At 67.5% G+C, this 20,169-nt stretch carries 19 protein-coding genes and 1 pseudogene; 13 read left to right on the top strand and 7 right to left on the bottom strand.

Translation table 11 applies throughout. The annotated features are described in order from the left end of the window. Positions 1–133 precede the first annotated feature (133 nt). A complete protein-coding gene (locus tag A5791_RS18850) occupies positions 134–367 on the bottom strand; it encodes a CsbD family protein (RefSeq protein WP_067240506.1) in 234 nt (77 codons plus the stop codon). 462 nt (positions 368–829) lie between these two features. Beyond that, positions 830–1,390: a MarR family winged helix-turn-helix transcriptional regulator gene (locus tag A5791_RS18845; RefSeq protein ID WP_067240103.1), complete on the bottom strand. Its 561-nt coding sequence runs from the start codon at positions 1,388–1,390 to the stop codon at positions 830–832. A 243-nt stretch (positions 1,391–1,633) separates the two neighbouring features. On the opposite strand from A5791_RS18845, the gene A5791_RS18840 reads away from it, so the two are divergent. After that, complete coding sequence (locus A5791_RS18840; protein ID WP_067240102.1) at positions 1,634–2,305, top strand: phosphodiesterase; 672 nt, start codon at positions 1,634–1,636, stop codon at positions 2,303–2,305. A gap of 43 nt (positions 2,306–2,348) precedes the next feature. Here A5791_RS18840 and A5791_RS18835 read toward each other — a convergent pair whose 3' ends face one another. The 4 genes from A5791_RS18835 to A5791_RS18820 all read right to left on the bottom strand — a co-directional run bounded on the left by A5791_RS18835 (position 2,349) and on the right by A5791_RS18820 (position 7,503). Then, positions 2,349–3,710 (bottom strand): TIGR01777 family oxidoreductase, encoded by a 1,362-nt coding sequence (locus tag A5791_RS18835; RefSeq protein WP_067240101.1) that lies wholly within the window; start codon positions 3,708–3,710, stop codon positions 2,349–2,351. Between the two features lie 43 nt (positions 3,711–3,753). Continuing rightward, a complete protein-coding gene (locus tag A5791_RS18830) occupies positions 3,754–4,998 on the bottom strand; it encodes a glycosyltransferase family 4 protein (protein ID WP_067240504.1) in 1,245 nt (414 codons plus the stop codon). Positions 4,999–5,092: 94 nt separating this feature from the next. Continuing rightward, on the bottom strand, positions 5,093–6,694 hold the full coding sequence (locus A5791_RS18825) for a glycoside hydrolase family 57 protein (protein ID WP_067240100.1): 1,602 nt from the start codon (positions 6,692–6,694) through the stop codon (positions 5,093–5,095). Continuing rightward, positions 6,691–7,503: a bifunctional 2-polyprenyl-6-hydroxyphenol methylase/3-demethylubiquinol 3-O-methyltransferase UbiG gene (locus A5791_RS18820; RefSeq protein ID WP_067240099.1), complete on the bottom strand. Its 813-nt coding sequence runs from the start codon at positions 7,501–7,503 to the stop codon at positions 6,691–6,693. The genes A5791_RS18825 and A5791_RS18820 overlap by 4 nt, the downstream gene beginning before the upstream one ends. Before the next feature lie 275 nt (positions 7,504–7,778). On the opposite strand from A5791_RS18820, the gene A5791_RS18815 reads away from it, so the two are divergent. From A5791_RS18815 to mnmA, 6 genes are all read left to right on the top strand, one after another. Next, positions 7,779–8,579, top strand: coding sequence for an electron transfer flavoprotein subunit beta/FixA family protein (locus A5791_RS18815; RefSeq protein WP_067240097.1), 801 nt, complete (start codon positions 7,779–7,781; stop codon positions 8,577–8,579). Between the two features lie 77 nt (positions 8,580–8,656). After that, complete coding sequence (locus tag A5791_RS18810; RefSeq protein WP_067240095.1) at positions 8,657–9,613, top strand: electron transfer flavoprotein subunit alpha/FixB family protein; 957 nt, start codon at positions 8,657–8,659, stop codon at positions 9,611–9,613. Positions 9,614–10,100: 487 nt separating this feature from the next. Further along, positions 10,101–10,958, top strand: a complete 858-nt coding sequence (locus A5791_RS18805; RefSeq protein WP_067240094.1) for a GNAT family N-acetyltransferase — start codon at positions 10,101–10,103, stop codon at positions 10,956–10,958. After that, complete coding sequence (locus A5791_RS18800; protein WP_369828106.1) at positions 10,952–11,788, top strand: lysophospholipid acyltransferase family protein; 837 nt, start codon at positions 10,952–10,954, stop codon at positions 11,786–11,788. Before A5791_RS18805 ends, A5791_RS18800 begins: the two co-directional genes overlap by 7 nt. A gap of 42 nt (positions 11,789–11,830) precedes the next feature. Beyond that, positions 11,831–13,012 (top strand): cysteine desulfurase family protein, encoded by a 1,182-nt coding sequence (locus A5791_RS18795; protein ID WP_067240087.1) that lies wholly within the window; start codon positions 11,831–11,833, stop codon positions 13,010–13,012. Then, complete coding sequence (gene mnmA, locus A5791_RS18790) at positions 13,009–14,085, top strand: tRNA 2-thiouridine(34) synthase MnmA (protein WP_067240085.1); 1,077 nt, start codon at positions 13,009–13,011, stop codon at positions 14,083–14,085. Before A5791_RS18795 ends, mnmA begins: the two co-directional genes overlap by 4 nt. A gap of 2 nt (positions 14,086–14,087) precedes the next feature. Here the strand turns inward: mnmA and A5791_RS18785 are convergent, their stop codons facing one another. Next, a complete protein-coding gene (locus A5791_RS18785; RefSeq protein WP_067240084.1) occupies positions 14,088–14,723 on the bottom strand; it encodes a sensor domain-containing protein in 636 nt (211 codons plus the stop codon). A gap of 81 nt (positions 14,724–14,804) precedes the next feature. Here A5791_RS18785 and A5791_RS18780 point away from each other — a divergent pair, with 81 nt between their 5' ends. From A5791_RS18780 to A5791_RS18755, 6 genes and pseudogenes are all read left to right on the top strand, one after another. Then, complete coding sequence (locus A5791_RS18780) at positions 14,805–15,830, top strand: methionine synthase (protein ID WP_067240502.1); 1,026 nt, start codon at positions 14,805–14,807, stop codon at positions 15,828–15,830. 67 nt (positions 15,831–15,897) lie between these two features. Next, positions 15,898–16,380: an SRPBCC family protein gene (locus A5791_RS18775; RefSeq protein WP_067240082.1), complete on the top strand. Its 483-nt coding sequence runs from the start codon at positions 15,898–15,900 to the stop codon at positions 16,378–16,380. Beyond that, positions 16,377–16,700, top strand: coding sequence for a helix-turn-helix transcriptional regulator (locus A5791_RS18770; protein ID WP_067240080.1), 324 nt, complete (start codon positions 16,377–16,379; stop codon positions 16,698–16,700). The genes A5791_RS18775 and A5791_RS18770 overlap by 4 nt, the downstream gene beginning before the upstream one ends. Positions 16,701–16,969: 269 nt before the next feature. After that, positions 16,970–19,039 (top strand): NAD-dependent DNA ligase LigA, encoded by a 2,070-nt coding sequence (gene ligA / locus A5791_RS18765; protein WP_067240078.1) that lies wholly within the window; start codon positions 16,970–16,972, stop codon positions 19,037–19,039. Between the two features lie 32 nt (positions 19,040–19,071). After that, positions 19,072–19,680, top strand: coding sequence for a TetR/AcrR family transcriptional regulator (locus A5791_RS18760; RefSeq protein ID WP_197504726.1), 609 nt, complete (start codon positions 19,072–19,074; stop codon positions 19,678–19,680). Positions 19,681–19,867: 187 nt separating this feature from the next. Beyond that, positions 19,868–20,104: pseudogene (locus A5791_RS18755) on the top strand (MmpS family transport accessory protein); the annotation flags it as partial. Positions 20,105–20,169: the final 65 nt, after the last annotated feature.

The raw sequence follows: 20,169 nt of genomic DNA, 5'->3' as shown, positions 1-20,169 counted from the left end.
GCATAAGTTCAGCATCTTAAACGTTAACTTACTGAATAGTGTGATGCGCTGTCCAGAGGGCACGTGCCTCGGCAAAACAAACGTGATGGGCCCAGCCGGAAAACCGGCTGGGCCCATCACGGGTAAGAGTGAGCTACTGGTTCCTCTTTTGCCGCTCCTCAGCGGCTTTGGCACTGGCTCGGGCCGACTCCGCCTCGGCTTCCCTCTTGGCCGCGTCGCGTTGCGCCTCGCCTTTGTCCTGCTGCGCCCTGCCCTCGCGACCCAGCTGGTCGTTACGGGTCACGATGCTGACGACTTCCTTGACCTTTCCCTTCACGCCCTCGACGATGCCGCTGACGGCCTCCAAGGGTCCACTTCGCTCTGCCACTTCTACCTCCTGATGCCTCTCGACATGCCCCGATATTTCCCATAGGCGGCGTCGGCTCGCCCGCCGATAACTCACCATTCCCATTGGGCACTGTTCGTCAAACATCGTTCGGCGGGAGCTGCGCACCGAGTGAGCGTCGTCTCAAAGCGGACTCATTGGCCGTTTTGAACCCTTGGCGTCTGGGTATTTGCGCCCTGTGGACGTGCGAGCGGCGTCGGGACGTGTGCTGCGTGCCGAACGCAAAGTGTTACGCATTCAAAGACGTTTGTGGCTTGCCCAGTTGGCGCTCTGGCCGGCCGTCATAACGCTGGCTGTCGTGGGCGTGGTCGCGGCGTGGAAGTTATGGCAGCGCTCCGCTCAGCGCCGGCCTGACGGCAACACGGGCACTGCTGTGCCAACCGAGCCGGACGTGCCGCCCGTCGCGGGGTCTGGGCCCGGATGAGTACGTTGCGGCACCAGCTTTCACCGAACTACGCGGCGTCGCGCCTTGACCGGGGCGCGCTTGGCACCCGTCGATGACGATTCGGCTTGTTTGGCGGCCTTTGCTTCGAACGCTGTCATCGCTGCGATCATTGCCGTGAAAACTCGATGCGCGGCGGCCAGATCGCGATCGGGCAGCTCGGCGATGGCGGAGCGCACTTCGCCGCCGAGCGGAGTGAAGTAGGCACGGGCCAGCGCCATGCCGGACTTCTCATAGCGAAGAAGGGACTTGCGCCGGTCGGCCGGGTCAGCCTCGCGCCTGATGTGTCCCGAGTCGATCATCCGATCCACCAGGTAGGTGATCGCGGGAGCCGACATGTCCATCCGCTGTCGCAACTGGGCCAGCGTCAACGGCGTTCCGGCCGACTCGGCGACCATGATGTGCAGCAAGGCGTGGAAATCGCTACCGCTGACGTCGTGTCCGCGCGCGAAGTGCCGTCCTATGCGGTCGGCTTGAGCAGTAAGAGCCCGCAGGTCAGCCGACATCAGCTTTTCGAGTTCGGCTCGGTCTGGTCGTCGCTCAGCGGCGCCGCGCTTGGTCACTTGATCCGCATCCTTCTTAGCGATTCGCAGATCAGCTTATCGGCGAAACTCACGCGGGGGCGGCCAACCTCGGGTCGGCGCTTGTCAAGGCGGCGAGTGACCTGGCGGTGCTGCGGTGAGTCCGGGATCTTCCGGAAGATACAGGACAGGGTGAGCTTCAGTTAAGAAATTTGACAGTTAAGTCATCTGATTCATCGACCAGCGATCTGGTTTCGGCCCGCGCAGAACGGGAATTCGCCGCCAGTGAACCTTTCCGATCTCCTTGCGCGCCCCTTCGGCTGGGGATCCGCCATTCGAGGCAAACGGTTCTTCCATCCGATTGGTGTGCTTGCCGACGGAACTGTCGAACGCATCGCGCCGGCGGCCGACGGGCTGCCGATCCCGTCGTCAGGTGTCGTCGCCCGGCTGTCCAAAGCCACCGGGACTCCAGCAGCATTGCCCGACTTCATCGGCCTGGCTCTCCGCGTTCCGGCGGATGCGACACCCTGGGACGTCCTGCTGGTGTCGGCCGGATCTGGGGTTCTCGGCCGGACGCTGGCGTTACGGCCGGTGACGTCGTGGACCGGGCAGCACATGACCACCCTGATGCCGCTGCGCTACGGCGGGAAGTACTGGTGGCTGCGGGCCCGGATCACCACCGAAATTCCAGGACCGGGCGTGTCGCTGGACGCGCTCCGAGAACGGATCGAACAGGGCGGAGTCGAGGTGGTGCTCGATCAGGCCTGTGGCACATCCGATTTCGTACTGCTGGCCCGACTGACGCTCACTCGTGTTCTCGACGGACAGTACGGCGAGGACGTGTCGTTCGACCCGGTCGTCAACACAGCGCCCGGACTGAAGCTCTACCCGGAATGGCTGGCCGATTTGCGAGCGCGCGCCTACCAGCGCAGCCGCGAGGGCAGGGACGCGAGTTAAGCGGTTGACCGACAACGCCTCTCACGGGCCGCTCGTGGCCGCCTCAGTGACCCAGAAGATGGCGTAACGCCCGATCGAGGTCTGGCTGACGGAACCGGTGCCCGGCTTTGTCGAGGCGGCCTGGGACAACCCGCTGGCTGGCGCATGCGAGTTCGCGGGCACCCTGCGCACCGAGCAGTAGCCGCGGCCCCAGCGGCGGCACCGGCAACACCGCGGGACGGCGCAGCACATGAGCCAGGGTGCGGGTGTAATCCACGTTGCGGACCGGTTGCGGCGCAACAGCGTTCACCGCGCCGGACAATGCGCTGTCCCACACCGCCCTGTGATAGATGTCCACCAGGTCGTCGATCCCGATCCAGGACAACCACTGCCGGCCGTCCCCGAGCCGCCCACCCAATCCGGCGCTGAACAGCGGACGCATCAACCGAAGCGTTCCGCCGCGTGGCGACTGGACGATGCCGGTGCGCACCCGGACCACCCGCACACCGGCCTGCTGCGCCGGGGCGGTCGCGTCCTCCCAATCCGCGACGACGTCGGCGAGGAATCCGTCGCCGCGATCGCTGTCTTCGCTGAGCGGTTCGTCGCCGCGGTCGTACCCGTAGTATCCGATCGCCGAAGCGGACACGAACGCCTTGACGGGAGTACTAGCCACCAGTTCGGCCAGCCGCCGCGTCGGGCCGATCCGGCTGTCGCGCACCGCCTTCCGGTGCTCGTCGGTGAAGCGTCCGGCGATCGAGGCGCCGGCCAGATGGATCACCGCGTCGACGCCGGCCAGCAGTTGCGGGTCGGGGTCGTCGGGCCTCCACTGCCGCTCATCCGGGGTGCGCGGGGTATGGCGTACCAGCCGGACGACGCGATGGCCGCCCGTGCTCAGAAATGCGGTCAATGCCGAACCGACCAGCCCCGACGACCCGGTGACCGCCACGGTCGCCGGAGCGAGACCATGCTCGGCCGCCACTCGGTGCGCAGCCAGATCGTCGGCCAACTGCCGGTGCCGGTAGACGAACATGGGTCGCAAAGCCGACGCGGGAACCGGTGTGTCAACCCGGTCGATGACCCGGGTTTGGGATGCGGCGACGTCTTCGAATTCATGGACATCTTCGAATTCATGGACGTGCCTCCAACGCACCACGATTCGTGCCGGCAGCGAAGCCGGCCCGTCGCTGCCGATGGTGTCGACGAAACGGCGTGGCGGATCGTAGCCGTCGGGCTGGTGTTCGGCGACCCAGCGCAGACCACCGGGCAGCGCCAGCGTGGCACGCCCGTCCTTCAGTGAGGCCGCTTCGGTGACCAGCCGCATGGGCTGCCACGGCGGAGACAGGCGGTTGAATGCCCCAGGCCTGGCGTGCCACGCGAAGACTTCGTCGCGCGGCGCGTCGACAACGCTCCAGTATTTGATCCCCATCTCACGACGCTACCGGGCTACCCGTCGGGGTGCCGGTAAACGCTCAGCGATCGGGCAATGCATGCTCGACGATGCGCGGCCGCGGCTGTGGTTGGCGTTCGCCGCGTTTGGCGGCCAGGTACACCTGGGCGGTCTCCTGCGCAACGGTGTGCCAATCGAAGTCCGAGGTGAGGCGTTCGCGGGCGGCACGCGCGCGCCGCTGCGCGGCGGCGGGATCGTCGAGCACACTGCACACGGCGGCGGCCAGTGCCGCAACGTCGCGGGGCGGACAGGACACCCCCGTCTGGCCGTCGATCACCGCTTCGCCCAGACCGCCGATGTTCGAGGTCACCAGCGGAGTTCCTGCGGCGGCCGCCTCCAGGGCGACGATCCCGAACGGCTCGTAGTGGCTGGGCAGTACCGCGGCGTCGGCCCGATGCAGCATGGCCAGCAGCTCGGCGTGGCCCAGGTGCCCGACGAACCGAGTAGCCTTGAGCACCTTGTGTTTACGCGCTTGCTCGACGAGCCAGTCCTGCTGGGTGCCCTCTCCGGCAATCGTCAGCGTGGTACCGGGGTGATGGCGTCTGATCCGGGCCAGCGCGGCGATCGCGTCGTGCACACCCTTCTCGTATTCCAGCCGGCCGAGGAAGAGCAGTTCGGGTGGTCCGGTACGGGGACGCCGAAGCGCGAACTGCCAGCGTGCCGCGTCGATTCCGTTGCGGATCACGGTGATTTCGGCCAGGCCCGGACCGAACAACTCGGTGATCTCGTCGCTCATCGATGCCGAACACGTGATCAGCGAATCGGATTCCCGAACCAGCCACGATTCGACCGCGTGTACCTGGCGGCTGAGCGCTCCGGAAACCCAGCCCGAGTGCCGTCCGGCCTCAGTCGCGTGAATCGTGGAAACCATTGGTACGTCGTAGAACTCGGCGAGTGCAACGGCCGGGTGGGCAACCAGCCAGTCGTGTGCGTGCACGACGTCGGGCCGCCACGGACGGTCGCTGCCGTGTTGCCTCAGGGACAGCCCCGCGCGGACCATCGCGTGGCCCATCGCCAGGGTCCAGGCCATCATGTCCTTGCGGAAGGTGAACTCGTGTGGGTCCTGAGCGGCCGCGACCACCCGCACACCCTCGCTGAATTCGTCGGACGACGGATGGGTGCTGGGATCGGTGCCCGTCGGGCGCCGGGATAGCACGACGACGTCGTGGCCGGCCGCGGCCAGTGCGGTGGACAGGTGATGCACATGCCGGCCAAGGCCGCCGATCACCACCGGCGGGTACTCCCACGACACCATCAGGATCTTCATGCCCGGGCCCACCCCCTGCGCGAGGGTGCACAGAATGCCACGCACACCGGCGTGTCGTTGTACGAACACGCACGCTCGCGGCACGAGAAGCAACTCATCGCGGCAGCCTACGGGCGTCCAGCGCGCCGAACAGTCCGTCGGCGCGGTTCCAGCCGTCGGCCAGTCGCTGCGCGTTGTCGCGCCGCCCGGAGGCGAGCGCCCCGGCGATCTCCCGAGTGGCGTGTGCGTGCAAGTGGGCGCGGTAGCGGGCGTAGCCCGCGGCGGAGTCCTTGCTGACCATGAACGGCCAGTCGCTGGACACGGTGAGCAGTGTCTCGCGCAGGATCTGGTCGGCGACGTGATCGCGGGGGATGGGCCCGTCCAGTGACGCCGTCTGGGTCAGCGCCTTGTCGACGGTACTCAGCGCCGTATCTACGACCTCGGTGTTGAGCTGAACCAGATCGGCCACCTTCTCGCCCGCCCACACTTGCCAGTCCTTGCCGGAACCCCAAGAGCTGGGCGGTAATTCGACCGGGGTGCCGACGAACCCGCCGGCGATCGCGTCGCTCAGGGTACCTACCCGCACGCCGGCGGCGGGCAGGGCCCGCAGCACCCGCGCCAGCCACGTCGGTCCCTCGTACCACCAGTGGCCGAACAACTCGGTGTCGAAAGCGGCGACGACGTGAGCGGGACGCCCGATGCGCTCGGACTCGGCGAGCAGCCGGGTGCGGACCACGTCGACGAAGTCGGCGACGTGCACGTCGACCGCGTGGTCCGCGCGTTCGGGGTCATAGGGCGCCTTGGCCTCCGAGGCGACGTTGCGGCCGGTTACCCTGGCCGGCTTGAGGCCGGTGATGTGGTCGTAGGTGTGGAAGTCGCGGTAGGCGGCGTGACCCGGGTAGCCGGATTTGGGCGACCACACCCGGTAGCTGACCTGCAGGTCACGGCCGAAAGCGACCACGTCTGTGGCACCGACCGGTCGGCCAAGGGCGGTGTCCCCGTGCAGCGACGGGCCGTCGACCATGAAGTGCGTGACTCCGGCGGCGGCGTAGTCGTGTTCCATGCCCGGGGCGTAGGCGCATTCGGGCGCCCAGATCCCGGTCGGGGTGTGCGCAAGCCTCAACGCCGCGTCGGCCAAACCTTCGCGCAGCGCGAACTCGCGCAGCCGCGGCGCGAGCAGCGGCTGGAACGGATGCGCCAGCGGGCCGCCGAGGAGCTCGACCGTGCCGGCGTCGATCAGGCTCCGCAGTAGCGGGCTGCCGCCGTGCCGCCACAGTGTGGCAAACTCGTCGAGGGCCTGGTCGGCTTCGGCGCTTTCGCGAATTCCGAACGCCCGCAACGCTTCTGGCGCACACGCTGAATAGCCGGCCGACTTCGACTCGGGAGCCTTCCTGACGCTGGCAGCTACGGTGGTGGCTTCCAAGGCGCGCAGCCGCCAGTTGGCCAGCCAGTGGTGCATGCCGTCGAGGCAATACGGGTCGTCGAGTTGAGCGTTCACCACCGGCGTGACGCCCAGTGTGACCAAGCGGTGCCGGTCCTCGTCGGCCAGGGTGCGCAGCACGCGCAGCAGCGGCAGGTAGGCCGCCGACCACGACTGGTAGAGCCACTCCTCGCCGACCGGCCACCGGCCGTGGTGTGCAAGCCAGGGCAGGTGGGTGTGCAGAACGAGGGTGAACAGGCCCGGTACCGGGCTCGAGGATGCGGTGGGCGTGCTCACCGGCGCACCGCGATCGCGATCAGATCGAGGCTGTTGTCTATATCGCGTGTTTCGATTTCGAAGTCGGCCGTGGTAACCGACGCGACGTCGGCGATCAGGTCGGCGGGCCAGGGTGCGTCGGCCACCGCGCGGGCGATCTGCGCGTCGATGATCGACCCGCCATGGCGGGCGTCGATCTCGCGCAGCCGCGGACCGTGGAACACCCCGCTGATCGACACGTCGGAAAAGCCCGCCTCGACCAGCAGCTCGGTGAGCTCGTCGGCGTTGAGCTCACGGGTGTGAAACGGGTTGACGGGGGTGTCGCGACCCGGTGAGAAGGTGATCCGGTTCGGGGTAGACATCATCAGCAGGCCAGAGGGGCGCAACACCCGCAGACACTCCCGGACGAACTGGCCCTGGTCCCATAGGTGCTCGATCACCTGGAAGTTCACCACTACATCTACCGACGCGTCGGGCAACGGGAGGTCGGCCAGGTTGGCCTGCGTTACTTCCACCCGGGGGTAGCGGCTGCGGACGTGGGCCACCGCGGACTCGTCGTAGTCCACTGCGACGACCCGGCTGGCCACGTCGGCGATCAGGTCGGCGCCGTAACCCTCGCCACAGCCGGCTTCCAGCACGACCCGGCCGGCACAGCGCGGCGCGAGCCGCTCGTAGACCACTTGGTGGCGGCGGAACCAGTAGTTCTCGATGTCCAGATCCGGGATGGTGCGCTCGCCCGTCAGCGTCAACGCCGCCGGGACCGCCGGGGTGGCCGCCGACGAGATGTCGTCGAGGGTCCGGCGGGGAACATCGGGGACGAATGCGCTCATTGCATAGGCAGGCTAACCCCTACCGGGCGATTCGCGAACCGGACAGTGAATCCAGGTGACAGAACTCGCCGCCCGGCGACCCCGATCCATTCCAGCCTTCCGGGGCGCCGGACGGAGGAGCAGCGGGCAATTCGGCAGATGCGACCCGCTATGGTGTGAAGGCGAACCGCGCAAAGTTACCCGCTAGTAACCGGGACGTGCGGTTGCTGAATGCCTGACCGAGGTCCTGCAGCCGACCGCTGCGGGACGCCCTTCGAGGAGGACGAACCACACTCATGACGAACATCGTGGTCCTGATCAAGCAGGTCCCAGACACCTGGTCGGAGCGCAAGCTGACCGACGGCGACTTCACGCTGGACCGCGAGGCCGCCGACGCCGTGCTGGACGAAATCAACGAGCGCGCGGTGGAAGAGGCGCTGCAGATCCGCGAGAGAGAAGCCGCCGACGGTGTCGAGGGGTCGGTGACGGTACTGACCGCCGGTCCGGAGCGCGCCACGGAGGCGATCCGCAAGGCCCTCTCCATGGGCGCCGACAAGGCCGTCCACCTCAAGGACGACGGCATGCACGGCTCCTGCGTAGTCCAAACCGCTTGGGCTTTGGCTCGCGCGCTGGGCACCATCGAGGGCACCGAGCTGGTCATTGCCGGCAACGAGGCCACCGACGGCACCGGCGGCGCGGTGCCGGCCATCATCGCCGAATACCTGGGCCTACCGCAGCTCACCCACCTGCGCAAACTGTCGGTCGAGGGCGGCAAGGTCACCGGCGAGCGCGAGACCGACGACGGCGTCTTCACCCTCGAAGCCACCCTGCCCGCCGTGGTCAGCGTCAACGAGAAGATCAACGAACCGCGTTTCCCGTCCTTCAAAGGCATCATGGCCGCCAAAAAGAAGGAGGTCACGGTGCTGACCCTGGCCGAGATCGGGGTCGAATCCGACGAGGTCGGGCTGGCCAACGCCGGGTCGACGGTGTTGTCGTCCACGCCGAAACCGCCCAAGACAGCCGGTGAGAAGGTCACCGACGAGGGCGAAGGCGGCAATCAGATCGCGCAGTATCTGGTTAGCCAGAAGATCATCTGAACGAGCCTCCCAAGTCGATTCCCGAAGACGATCCATCCCCAAGACGATCCATCCAAGACGAGAAGAGCGAATAACCCATGGCTGAAGTACTCGTGCTCGTCGAGCACGCTGAAGGTGCGCTGAAGAAGGTCACCGCCGAACTGATCACCGCCGCCCGCGCACTGGGCGAGCCGGCTGCCGTCGTCGCCGGTGCGCCAGGAACCGCCGCCCCGCTGATCGACGGGCTCAAGGCGGCGGGGGCCGCCAAGATCTACGTCGCCGAGTCCGACACCGTCGACAAGTACCTGATCACCCCGGTGGTCGACGTGCTGGCCGGGCTGGCCGAATCGTCGGCTCCGGCTGCGGTGTTGCTGGCCGCCAGCGCCGACGGCAAGGAGATCGCCGGCCGGCTGGCGGCGCGGATCGGGTCGGGCCTGCTGGTCGACGTGGTCGAGGTCAAAGAGGGCGGCAAAGGCGTGCACTCCATCTTCGGTGGCGCGTTCACCGTCGAGGCGCAAGCCAACGGCGACACCCCGGTGATCACGGTGCGGGCCGGCGCCGTCGAGGCGGAGCCGGCTGACGGCGCGGGCGAGCAGGTCACGGTCGAGGTGGCGGAGCCTGCCGAGAACGCCACCAAGGTCACCGCCCGCGAACCCGCGGTCGCCGGTGACCGGCCGGAGCTCACCGAGGCCACGGTCGTGGTGTCCGGTGGTCGTGGCGTCGGCAGCGCGGAGAACTTCAGCGTGGTCGAGGCGCTGGCCGACTCGCTGGGTGCGGCCGTCGGCGCATCACGTGCCGCGGTCGACTCGGGCTATTACCCCGGCCAGTTCCAGGTGGGCCAGACCGGTAAGACGGTGTCGCCGCAGCTCTACATCGCGCTGGGCATCTCCGGGGCGATCCAGCACCGCGCCGGCATGCAAACCTCCAAGACCATCGTCGCGGTCAACAAGGACGAAGAGGCGCCCATCTTCGAGATCGCCGACTACGGCGTGGTCGGGGACCTGTTCAAGGTGGCCCCGCAGCTGACGGAGGCGATCAAGGCTCGCAAGGGCTAGCGTTTCCTGCGCGAGTTCTCCTGTCTCGTAGCGACAAGTACTGCGCGCCAAGCAATTTGTCGCTGCGAGCCGGACAAAGAGGTTCGTGTCGTGGCGCCGGCATTGTTCGTCTCAGGCCTTTGGGCGTGAATGCTTGGCGCAGATTCGCGTCGATCACCGCCGCAGAGTCACACTGAAAGCCCTGCATTCACACGCAAAGCCGTCAGTTCACACTGAAAGCCGTCTGAACACGCTGAGAGCAGATCTTCAAGGGAATGGCTTATGGCAACAGCCGGCGCCGAGCATCCAGCCAGAGAAACACCAGGTTGCCCGCTGCGGATCGTCCCGTAGGAAAACAGCGGAGAGCGATCTCCGTCACACCGGCGAGGTTTTGCCGAACGCATCACGGATCCCCCGGATTCGGCCCGCATAAATAGTCATCTGACGTGCACCGACATGTCAGCGCATCGATGCCGCCCAGATCATCGATTGCGACACGTTGGTGCTTATGAGCATTGCTTCTGTTCTCATAGCCGGCGACAAACCCTGCGGCTCGTCGGCTTCCCCTTCGGGGTCGGCTGACGGGCCGCGCTATTCCCTGCTGCTGTCAACCGACCCCAGCCTGATCGAGGCGGCGCAGCGACTGCGCTACCAGGTGTTCAGCAGCGCACCCGGCTTCACCCTGGCAAGCGACACGCGACGGGATGAAGACCGCTTCGACGAATACTGCGACCACCTGCTGGTCCGCGAGGACAACACCGGTGAGCTGGTGGGCTGCTATCGGATGCTGCCGCCGACGGGCGCCATCGCGGCCGGCGGGCTCTATACGGCCACGGAATTCGACGTCCGTGCGTTCGACCCGCTGCGCCCCTCGCTGGTCGAGATGGGCCGCGCCGCGGTACGGGAGGGCCACCGCAACGGCGGTGTGGTGCTGCTGATGTGGGCCGGCATCCTGGCCTACCTGGACCACTGCGGCTACGACTACGTCACAGGGTGCGTGTCGGTGCCCATCGACGCCGGCGGTAATGGCCAAAATCCGGGCGCCGAGCTGCGCGGAGTGCGGGACTTCGTGCTGAACCGCCATGCCGTTGCGCGCCAGTACCGGGTGCGCCCCTACCGGTCGGTGCGGGTGAACGGCAAAGCCCTCGACGACATTCCGCCGCCGCAACGGCCGTCGGTGCCGCCGCTGATGCGTGGTTACCTGCGCCTGGGTGCCCAGGTGTGCGGCGAACCCGCCCACGACCCGGATTTCGGCGTCGGTGACTTCTGCGTCTTGCTGAGCAAGCAGAACGCCGACACCCGGTACCTGAAGCGGCTGCGGTCCGTGTCAGCAGCCTCGAAGATCGCCGGCGGCATGGCATCGTGAACACCGGCCATGCCTGGCTGCCGCGCGCCTCGTGCAACGTGAGCTGCGTGGATGTTCGCGACGTCGCTGGGTGGCGGCGGTGCTTGTGGTATCTGCGGGTGGCGCGCCGCGCCGTGGCAGCGCTACTGCTGTTGCCGGGACTGCCGTTGCTGGCTGCGCCGCTACCGGGCCGCACCCGGGTGCAGCGCGCCTACTGCCGGTTGGTGCTGCGCTGTTTCGGCGTTCGAATCACGGTGTCGGGCAACCCGATTCGCAACCTGAGCGGCGTCTTGGTGGTCAGCGGCCACATTTCCTGGCTGGACGGCTTCGCCATCGGTGCAGTGCTGCCCGGCTCCTTTGTCGCCCGCGCCGACATGTTCACCGGGCCGGCCACCGGCGTCGTGGCCCGCGTCCTGAAGATCATCCCGATCGAGCGGGCCAGTCTGCGGCGCCTGCCCGGGGTGGTGGACGCCGTCGCCCGCCGGCTGCGGGCCGGGCAGACCGTGGTGGTATTCCCGGAGGGCACCACCTGGTGCGGTCTGGCGTCGGGAAACTTTTATCCGGCAATGTTCCAGGCCGCAATCGACACCGGCCGTCCGGTGCAGCCTCTTCGGCTGACGTACCACCACGTCGACGGAACCGTGTCGACCGTCCCGGCCTATGTCGGCGACGACAGCCTGCTGCGGTCCGTCGGCCGGCTGCTGTCGGCGGGCCGCACAGTGGCGCAGGTGCGGGTGGAATCCCTGCAGCTGCCGGGTAGCGACCGTCGCGAGCTGGCCAGGCGTTGCCAGAGCGCGGTGCAGCTGGGGATCTCGCGGCAATCGGGTCACGAGCACGCGCTGGTGGCCTGAGCGAGCTGGTCGTATCGGCCGGCCGGTATTCTGGGGCGCGTCATGGTCTACCTGGATCACGCTGCCACCACCCCGATGCACCCCGCTGCCGTCGAGGCGATGACGGCTGCGCTCGGCACGGTCGGCAATGCCTCGTCGCTGCACACCAGCGGTCGCGCAGCACGGCGGCGAGTCGAGGAATCCCGCGAGCTGATCGCGGACAAACTCGGTGCGCGCCCGTCGGAGGTGATCTTCACCGCCGGCGGCACGGAGAGCGACAACCTGGCCGTCAAGGGCATCTACTGGGCCCGCCGTGACGCGGAGTCGCGGCACCGCCGCATCATCACCACCGAAGTGGAACACCACGCGGTGCTGGACTCGGTGAACTGGCTTGCCGAACACGAAGGCGCTCAAGTGACTTGGCTGCCCACCGCGCCGGAGGGCTCGGTGTCGGCGGCCGCGCTGCGCGAGGCGCTGGAGGCCTATGACGACGTCGCGCTGGTATCGGTGATGTGGGCCAACAACGAGGTCGGCACCATCATGCCTATCGCCGAACTCGCTGCTGTCGCGGCCGAATTCGGTGTTCCGATGCACAGCGACGCAGTTCAGGCGGTGGGTCAGCTACCTGTCGACTTCCCCGCGAGTGGGCTCTCGGCGATGAGTGTGGCCGCCCACAAGTTCGGTGGCCCGCCGGGAGTGGGAGCGCTGCTGGTGCGCCGCGATGTCAGCTGTGTGCCGCTGTCACACGGTGGTGGGCAGGAGCGTGACATCCGTTCCGGCACGCCCGATGTCGCCGGCGCCGTCGGGATGGCCGCGGCAGCACAGATCGCGGTGGACGGACTCGAGGCCAACAGCGCGCGGCTGCGGTCGCTGCGGGACCGGCTGGTCGAGGGCGTACTGGCCGAAATAGAAGACGTCCGTCTCAACGGCGCAGGCAGCGCCTTGCGACTTCCGGGCAACGCGCACTTCACTTTCCGCGGCTGTGAGGGCGACGCTCTGCTGATGTTGTTGGACGCCAACGGAATCGAGTGTTCGACCGGGTCGGCATGCACCGCGGGCGTGGCGCAGCCGTCGCATGTGCTGATCGCGATGGGAGCAGACGCGGCCAGCGCGCGTGGGTCGCTACGTCTTTCCTTGGGCCACACCAGTGCCGAAGCCGACGTCGATGCCGCTCTGCGGGTGCTGCCGGGGGCCGTCGAGCGCGCCCGCCGTGCCGCCCTGGCCGCCGCGGGGTCGTCCGGGTGAAGGTTCTCGCCGCGATGAGCGGCGGCGTCGACTCGTCGGTCGCCGCCGCCCGAATGGTCGACGCCGGGCACGACGTGGTCGGTGTGCATCTGGCGTTGTCCAGCGCGCCCGGTACGCTGCGCACCGGCTCGCGCGGCTGCTGCTCGAAAGAAGACGCCGCCGACGCCCGCCGGGTCGCCGATGTACTGGGAATCCCTTTCTACGTCTGGGATTTCGCGGAAAAGTTCAAGGCGGACGTGATCGACGACTTCGTCTCGTCCTACGCCCGCGGGGAAACCCCCAACCCCTGCGTGCGATGCAACCAGCGAATCAAGTTCGCCGCCCTGGCTGCACGAGCCCTGGCGCTCGGCTTCGACGCGGTAGCCACCGGCCACTACGCCCGGCTGTCGCAGGGACGCCTGCGGCGCGCCGTCGACCGGGACAAGGACCAGTCCTATGTGCTGGCGGTGCTGACCGCCGAGCAGTTGCGTCACGCCGCGTTCCCGATCGGGGACACTCCCAAGCCGCAGATCCGTGCCGAGGCGGGCCGGCGCGGCCTGGCCGTCGCCGCCAAGCCCGACAGCCACGACATCTGCTTCATCCCGTCCGGGAATACCCGTGCGTTTCTGGGCGAGCGCATCGGGGTGCGCCGCGGCCCCGTCGTCAGCGCCGACGGCGCCATACTGGCCGAGCATGACGGAGTGCACGGGTTCACCATTGGCCAGCGCAAAGGCCTGGGCATCGCCGGACCGGGGCCGGACGGAGGTCCTCGCTATGTCACGGCAATCGATGCCGGCACCGCGACGGTCCACGTCGGTGACGCACAAGACCTCGACGTGTCTGAGCTGACCGGACGTGCCCCGGTCTTCACCGCGGGAGTCGCGCCGTCGGGACCGCTCGAGTGCCTGGTCCAAGTCCGTGCCCACGGCGAAACAGCCAGTGCCGTAGCCGAATTGGTCGGCGACGAGCTTGTCGTCGGATTGCGTAACCCGCTGCGCGGGGTGGCGCGCGGCCAGACGCTGGTGCTGTACCGTCCCGACCCGGACGGCGACGAGGTGCTGGGCAGCGCGACGATCGCCGGCACGCGGCGCTGAGCTCAACGCGGGATGTTGGCCACGATGTTGGTCATCACGATGTCGGACACCGACGGCGGAAAGCCGCAGAAGGTGACCTCGAGCAACGCCACCGACAAGACGCGGTAGTCACGGCCACAGCCGCCGGGCCGGATACGCAGCGAATCGGTATCTGCCTTCCAGGTGCCGATGTAGGACAGGCCGTCCGGCGTGGCCGCGCAGTCGTGCACGGTGCTGACCAGGGTGTCGAAGGCGCGCCTGGCGGTGGTGGCATCGCGGTACGCCGCGGCGCCCTCGGAGATCAGGGCGCCGTCCGGTGGGTCCTGGAATGTGGTCTTGTGGAATTCTTCGACTTCGGGCCCGAACGTCGCGGTTTCGGCATAGATGAACCGGCACGCCCGTGGCGCGGTTTGGGCAAGTCCCTCGATATCCACCGGGGACCGACCGTCCATGGTGGGGATGATCGTCAGGTGCTCACCGGCGCCGGTGATCGCGCCCATCCGGGGCTGTTCCAGCAGGATCCGGTCGACGTTGACGCCCTGAATGCCTTTGGCGGCGGGGCCGAATCCGGGCAAGGCAGTGCCGTCTACGACGCGCGTGCAGGCCGTCGTGACCAACACCGCGCCGCACAAGAGCAGCGACCGCGCCAACCCTGCCATCCCCCCGAACCTACCCAAGCCTGGTACCGCAAAACACCCCTGGTGGCCGGTGTTCCGGACGACGTCGAATACGGTTGGCAGGTGAGTGTTTTCGCACCGCTCGCGGTGAAGGCCAGCGGCATCGGATCGTGGCCCGGGACCGTTGCACGGCAGGCGGCCGAGGTTGTCGTCGGTGAGCTGGCCGATGCGCTGGCCCACATCGTCGAGCTGCCCGCCAGGGGAGTTGGTGCGGACATGCTGGGCCGGGCGGGTGCGCTCTTGATCGACGTGGCCATCGACACGATGCCGCGCGGGTACCGCATCGCCGCGCGGCCCGGCGCGGTGACACGCAGGGCGGTGAGCCTGCTCGACGAGGACATGGACGCCCTCGAAGAGGCCTGGGAGACGGCCGGCCTGCGCGGTGGTGGGCGAGTGGTCAAGGTGCAGGCACCGGGGCCGATCACGCTGGCCGCCGGGCTGGAGCTGGCCAATGGTCATCGGGCGATCACCGACGCGGGCGCCGTGCGCGACCTGGCGGCGTCACTGGCCGAAGGCGTTGCCGCGCACCGCGCGGCGCTGGCCCGCCGGCTCGACACACCGGTGGTGGTGCAGCTCGACGAGCCGTCGCTGCCCGCGGCACTGGACGGACGGCTGACCGGGGTTACCGCACTGAGTCCGGTTGCCGCGCTTGACGAATCGGTGGCCCGGTCACTGCTGGACACCTGTGTCAGCGGGGCCGGCGCCGACGTGCTGCTACACAGCTGTTCGCCCGGACTGCCGTGGAACTTGTTGCAAAGCAGCGGAATCCGTGCGGTGTCGGTGGATGCGAGCACGTTGGGTGCCTCCGACCTGGACGGTGTTGCCGCATTTGTGGAATCGGGCCGCACCGTGATGCTGGGCTTGGTGGCCACCGCCGCCCCGATCCGACGGCCGTCTGCCGAGGAAGTGGCCGGCGCCGTGGTCGCGGTGACCGATCGGCTCGGCTTCGCCCGCTCGGCGCTGCGCGACCGCATCGGGGTCACCCCGGCGTGTGGGCTGGCCGGCGCCACTCCGCGGTGGGCACGCACCGCGATCGAGCTCGCCCGCAAGGCCGCCGAAGCGTTCAGCCAGGACCCCGACGCAATCTGATAGGCAACCGAGAGGTTGCGTTTTGTCGTCGGGCATGATTGGCTGAAAGGCAACCAGGAGGTTGCATATGACCATCGATCGGATCGAGAAGCAAGTGATTTTGCGGGCGCCGCTGGACCGGGTATGGCGCGCGATCAGCGACGCCGAGGAATTCGGGCAGTGGTTCGGAGTGCGCTTCGACGGCCCCTTCATCGCCGGTGGCACCGTCACCGCCGCGATTGTCCCGACCACCGTCGACGCAAGCGTCGCCGAACGTCAGGAAGCGCACGCGGGGGTGAAAAGCGTCTGGCAGATCGTCGCGATCGAGCCGCAGCGGCGGTTCGCCTACCGCTGGCATCCGTTTGCGATCGACCCAGACGTCGACTACGACCGGGAGCCGACCACGCTGGTCGAATTCACCCTCTCGGAGACTCCCGACGGCGTGCATCTCACCATCGTCGAATCCGGTTTCGACGCCATCCCCGAAGCACGCCGCAACGCCTCCTTCGAGGCCAATTCGGAAGGCTGGGCCATCCAGGCCGATCTCGTGCGCAGGTATCTGGACCGGTGAGCGCGTCCGCTGTGGTCGGCGCGCCGCTGTTCGACGCGCTCGGCGACCCCAATCGGCTGCGTATCATCGTGCGGCTCTGCGACGCGGGCCCGAGTTCGACTTCCCAAGTGACGCAGGTGGTTCCGGTGACCAGGCAGGCGGCCAGCAAGCATCTGCTGCTGCTGGAGTCGGTCGGGTTGGTGACCAGCAGCCGGCGCGGTCGTCAACGGGTCTGGACCGTGCAAACGGAGCCGCTGGCCCGCGCCAGCGACTATCTCACCCAGTTGTCGCGCCGGTGGGATGCCGCAGTGGACCGACTGCGGGCGTATGTGGAGGACTGAGGATTCCGAGCGACCAATGCATCAATTAGCTTGACGCGCAAGGGGTGTCACGGTTGAGGTACGCGGACGCTTCGGGTGTGAAGTCTGGGCTTTGCGTGTGAAGTCTGGGCGGAAATTTTCGCGGCCGATTCCCGCCCTACTGTCACACCGAAAGCCGTCAATTCACAGTCAAAGCCGTCAGGTCACAGTCAACGCCCGACCCAGCGGGGCGCGGGGCCGCAGTGACGACCTCACACGACGTTGTCGGAGCGCTTCGATAGCCTGCCAGAGTGAGCTCGCCCGACGTGTTGCGCCCCGAGGTCTTGCGGCAGTGGCAGGACCTGGCCGAAGAGGTACGCGAACACCAGTTCCGCTACTACGTGCGTGACGCACCGATCATCACCGATGCGGAGTTCGACCAACTGCTGCGCAGGCTCGAGGCGCTGGAAGCCGAGCACCCCGAGCTGCGCACGCCCGACTCACCCACCCAACTCGTCGGCGGCGCGGGGTTCGCCACCGAATTTGAGCCGGCCGACCACCTCGAACGGATGCTCAGCCTCGACAACGCATTCAGCAGCGACGAACTCAACGCGTGGGCCGGCCGCATCCACGCCGAGATCGGCGACAGCGCGCACTACCTGTGCGAGCTCAAGATCGACGGTGTCGCCCTGTCACTGGTCTACCGGGACGGGCGCCTGACCCGAGCGGCCACCCGGGGCGACGGCCGCACCGGCGAAGACGTCACGCTCAACGCCCGCACCATCGACGACATCCCCGAAAGACTCACGGCCAGTGATGATTACCCAGTACCGAAGGTCCTCGAGGTCCGCGGTGAGGTGTTCTTCCGGGTGGACGACTTTCAGGCGCTCAACGCGAGCTTGGTCGAGGCCGGCAAGGCACCGTTCGCCAATCCACGCAACAGCGCCGCGGGTTCGCTACGCCAAAAGGATCCGGCGGTCACGGCCCGCCGCAAACTGCGGATGATCTGTCACGGGCTGGGGCACACGGAAGGATTCCGTCCACCCACCCAGCACGACGGCTATTTGGCCTTGAAGGCCTGGGGGCTGCCCGTTTCCGAGCACACCACGCTGGTGGACGACATGTCCGGCGTGCAGCAGCGCATCGATTACTGGGCCGAGCATCGCCACGAGGTGGACCACGAAATCGACGGCGTGGTCGTCAAAATCGACGAGTTGGCGTTGCAGCGCAGACTCGGTTCCACCTCGCGGGCGCCGCGCTGGGCCATCGCCTACAAATACCCACCCGAGGAAGCGCAGACCAAGCTGCTCGACATCCGGGTCAACGTCGGGCGCACCGGGCGGGTCACGCCGTTCGCGTTCATGACGCCGGTGAAAGTCGCGGGGTCCACGGTGGGCCAGGCCACGCTGCACAACGCCTCGGAGGTCAAGCGCAAAGGCGTGCTGATCGGCGACACCGTGGTGATCCGCAAGGCCGGCGACGTGATCCCCGAGGTCTTGGGGCCCGTGGTCGACCTACGCGACGGATCCGAACGCGAATTCCTCATGCCCACAACATGTCCCGAGTGCGGTACCACACTGGCGCCGGAGAAGGAGGGCGACGCGGACATTCGCTGCCCCAACGCCCAGCGCTGCCCGGCGCAACTGCGCGAGCGGGTGTTTCACGTCGCCAGCCGAAACGCTCTGGACATCGAGGTGCTGGGCTATGAGGCCGGTGTCGCGCTGTTGCAGGCCGGAGTGATCAGCAGCGAGGGTGACCTGTTCGCGCTCACCGAAGAAGACCTGCTGCGCACCGAGCTGTTCCGGACCAAGGCCGGCGATTTGTCCGCCAACGGCAAGCGACTGCTGGCCAACCTCGGCAAAGCCAAGTCCGCACCGCTGTGGCGGGTGCTGGTGGCGCTGTCGATCCGCCATGTCGGGCCGACGGCTGCCCGCGCCCTGGCCACCGAGTTCGGCGACATCGACGCCATCCGGAATGCGTCCACCGAGCAGCTGGCCGCGGTCGAGGGGGTAGGGCCAACCATCGCCGCGGCCGTCACCGAGTGGTTCACCGTGGATTGGCACCGCGAGATTGTCGACAAGTGGCGCGCGGCCGGCGTTCGGATGGCCGACGAGCGCGACGACAGCATCCCGCGCACGCTGACCGGGCTGACCATCGTGGTGACCGGCTCGCTGACGGGGTTCTCCCGCGACGAGGCCAAGGAGGCGATCGTGACCCGCGGCGGCAAGGCCGCGGGCTCGGTGTCGAAGAAGACCTCCTACGTCGTCGCGGGCGATTCGCCGGGCTCGAAGTACGACAAGGCGGTTGAGCTGGGGGTGCCCATTCTCGACGAAGAGGGATTCCGAAAGCTTTTGACTGACGGCCCCGATGGAGGAGAGTAGCCAATAGGCGGCCGTACGACCGCTGCAGTTCTATGGTGGGCGCTATGACGCAGACTGCCGGCGCGTTCGCCGACGCATCACCGTGGTCGCCACGCGAGGCCGAGTTGCTGGCAGTGACATTGCAACTGCTGCAGGAACACGGCTATGACGGGTTGACGGTCGACGCCGTGGTCAACACCGCCCGGGCCAGCAAGGCCACGGTGTACCGGCGCTGGCCATCGAAAGCCGAACTGGTGCTGGCCGCCTTCACCGAAGGGATCCGGCAAGTCGCGGTTCCCCCGAACACCGGCACACTCAGGGGCGACTTACTGAAGCTCGGCGAGGTCGTCTGCGAGCAAGCCCTGCAGCATGCCGGCACCATTCGTGCGGTGCTTGTCGAGGTCTCGCGGCACCCCGCGCTCAACGACGCGATGCAGCACAATTTCATCGATCAACGCAAAGCCTTGATGCAGCAGGTCCTTCGAGAAGCCATCGACCGCGGTGAGATCGCCAAGTCCGCCGTCATCGACGACCTGTGGGACCTGTTGCCCGGATATTTGATCTGGCGGTGCCTCGTACCGGACCATCCACCCACCCGTCGCACGGTGCAAACGCTCGTCGACAACTTCATCGTCCCCGGCCTCACGCGGTGCACCAGGTAATGCCGCCGGTCCTCAACCCGGTCGTAAAGTGTACGGTCACGTCTCTTGTGCAGTACTGTCCAGTACCGTACTGTCATACCCATCGGTCACACCCGAAGCGCCGCATGCAGGTGGCCGAATCGCCCGACCGTCGAAAGGTGAACGGGTGAACAGGTTTTCAGTTTCGCCCCTGGTCAAGCGAGGGTGGATGGCGTTAGTCGCGGTGATCGTCGTCGCAGCCGCGGCATTTGCCATCTACCGCCTGCACGGAATCTTCGGATCGCACAATGACGTGTCCGCCAACAGTGGCCTCGCCAACCAAATCGTCCCGTTCAACCCGAAACACGTGGTGCTGGAAGTCTTCGGCGCGCCGGGGGCGGTGGCGACCATCAACTACCTTGATGTCAATGCGCAGCCGCAGGAAGTCAAGAATGCGCCGTTGCCCTGAGCCACAACGTTGCCGACGACCGCGGGCTCGGTCGTGGTGATCGTGAACGACCAGGTCTCTTA

Origin of the sequence: Mycobacterium sp. 852002-51163_SCH5372311 (assembly GCF_001667115.1) — a bacterium.
GTDB lineage: Bacteria > Actinomycetota > Actinomycetes > Mycobacteriales > Mycobacteriaceae > Mycobacterium.
Note: the sequence above shows the minus strand (reverse complement) of the source record. Positions and strands in the feature narration are given on the sequence as shown.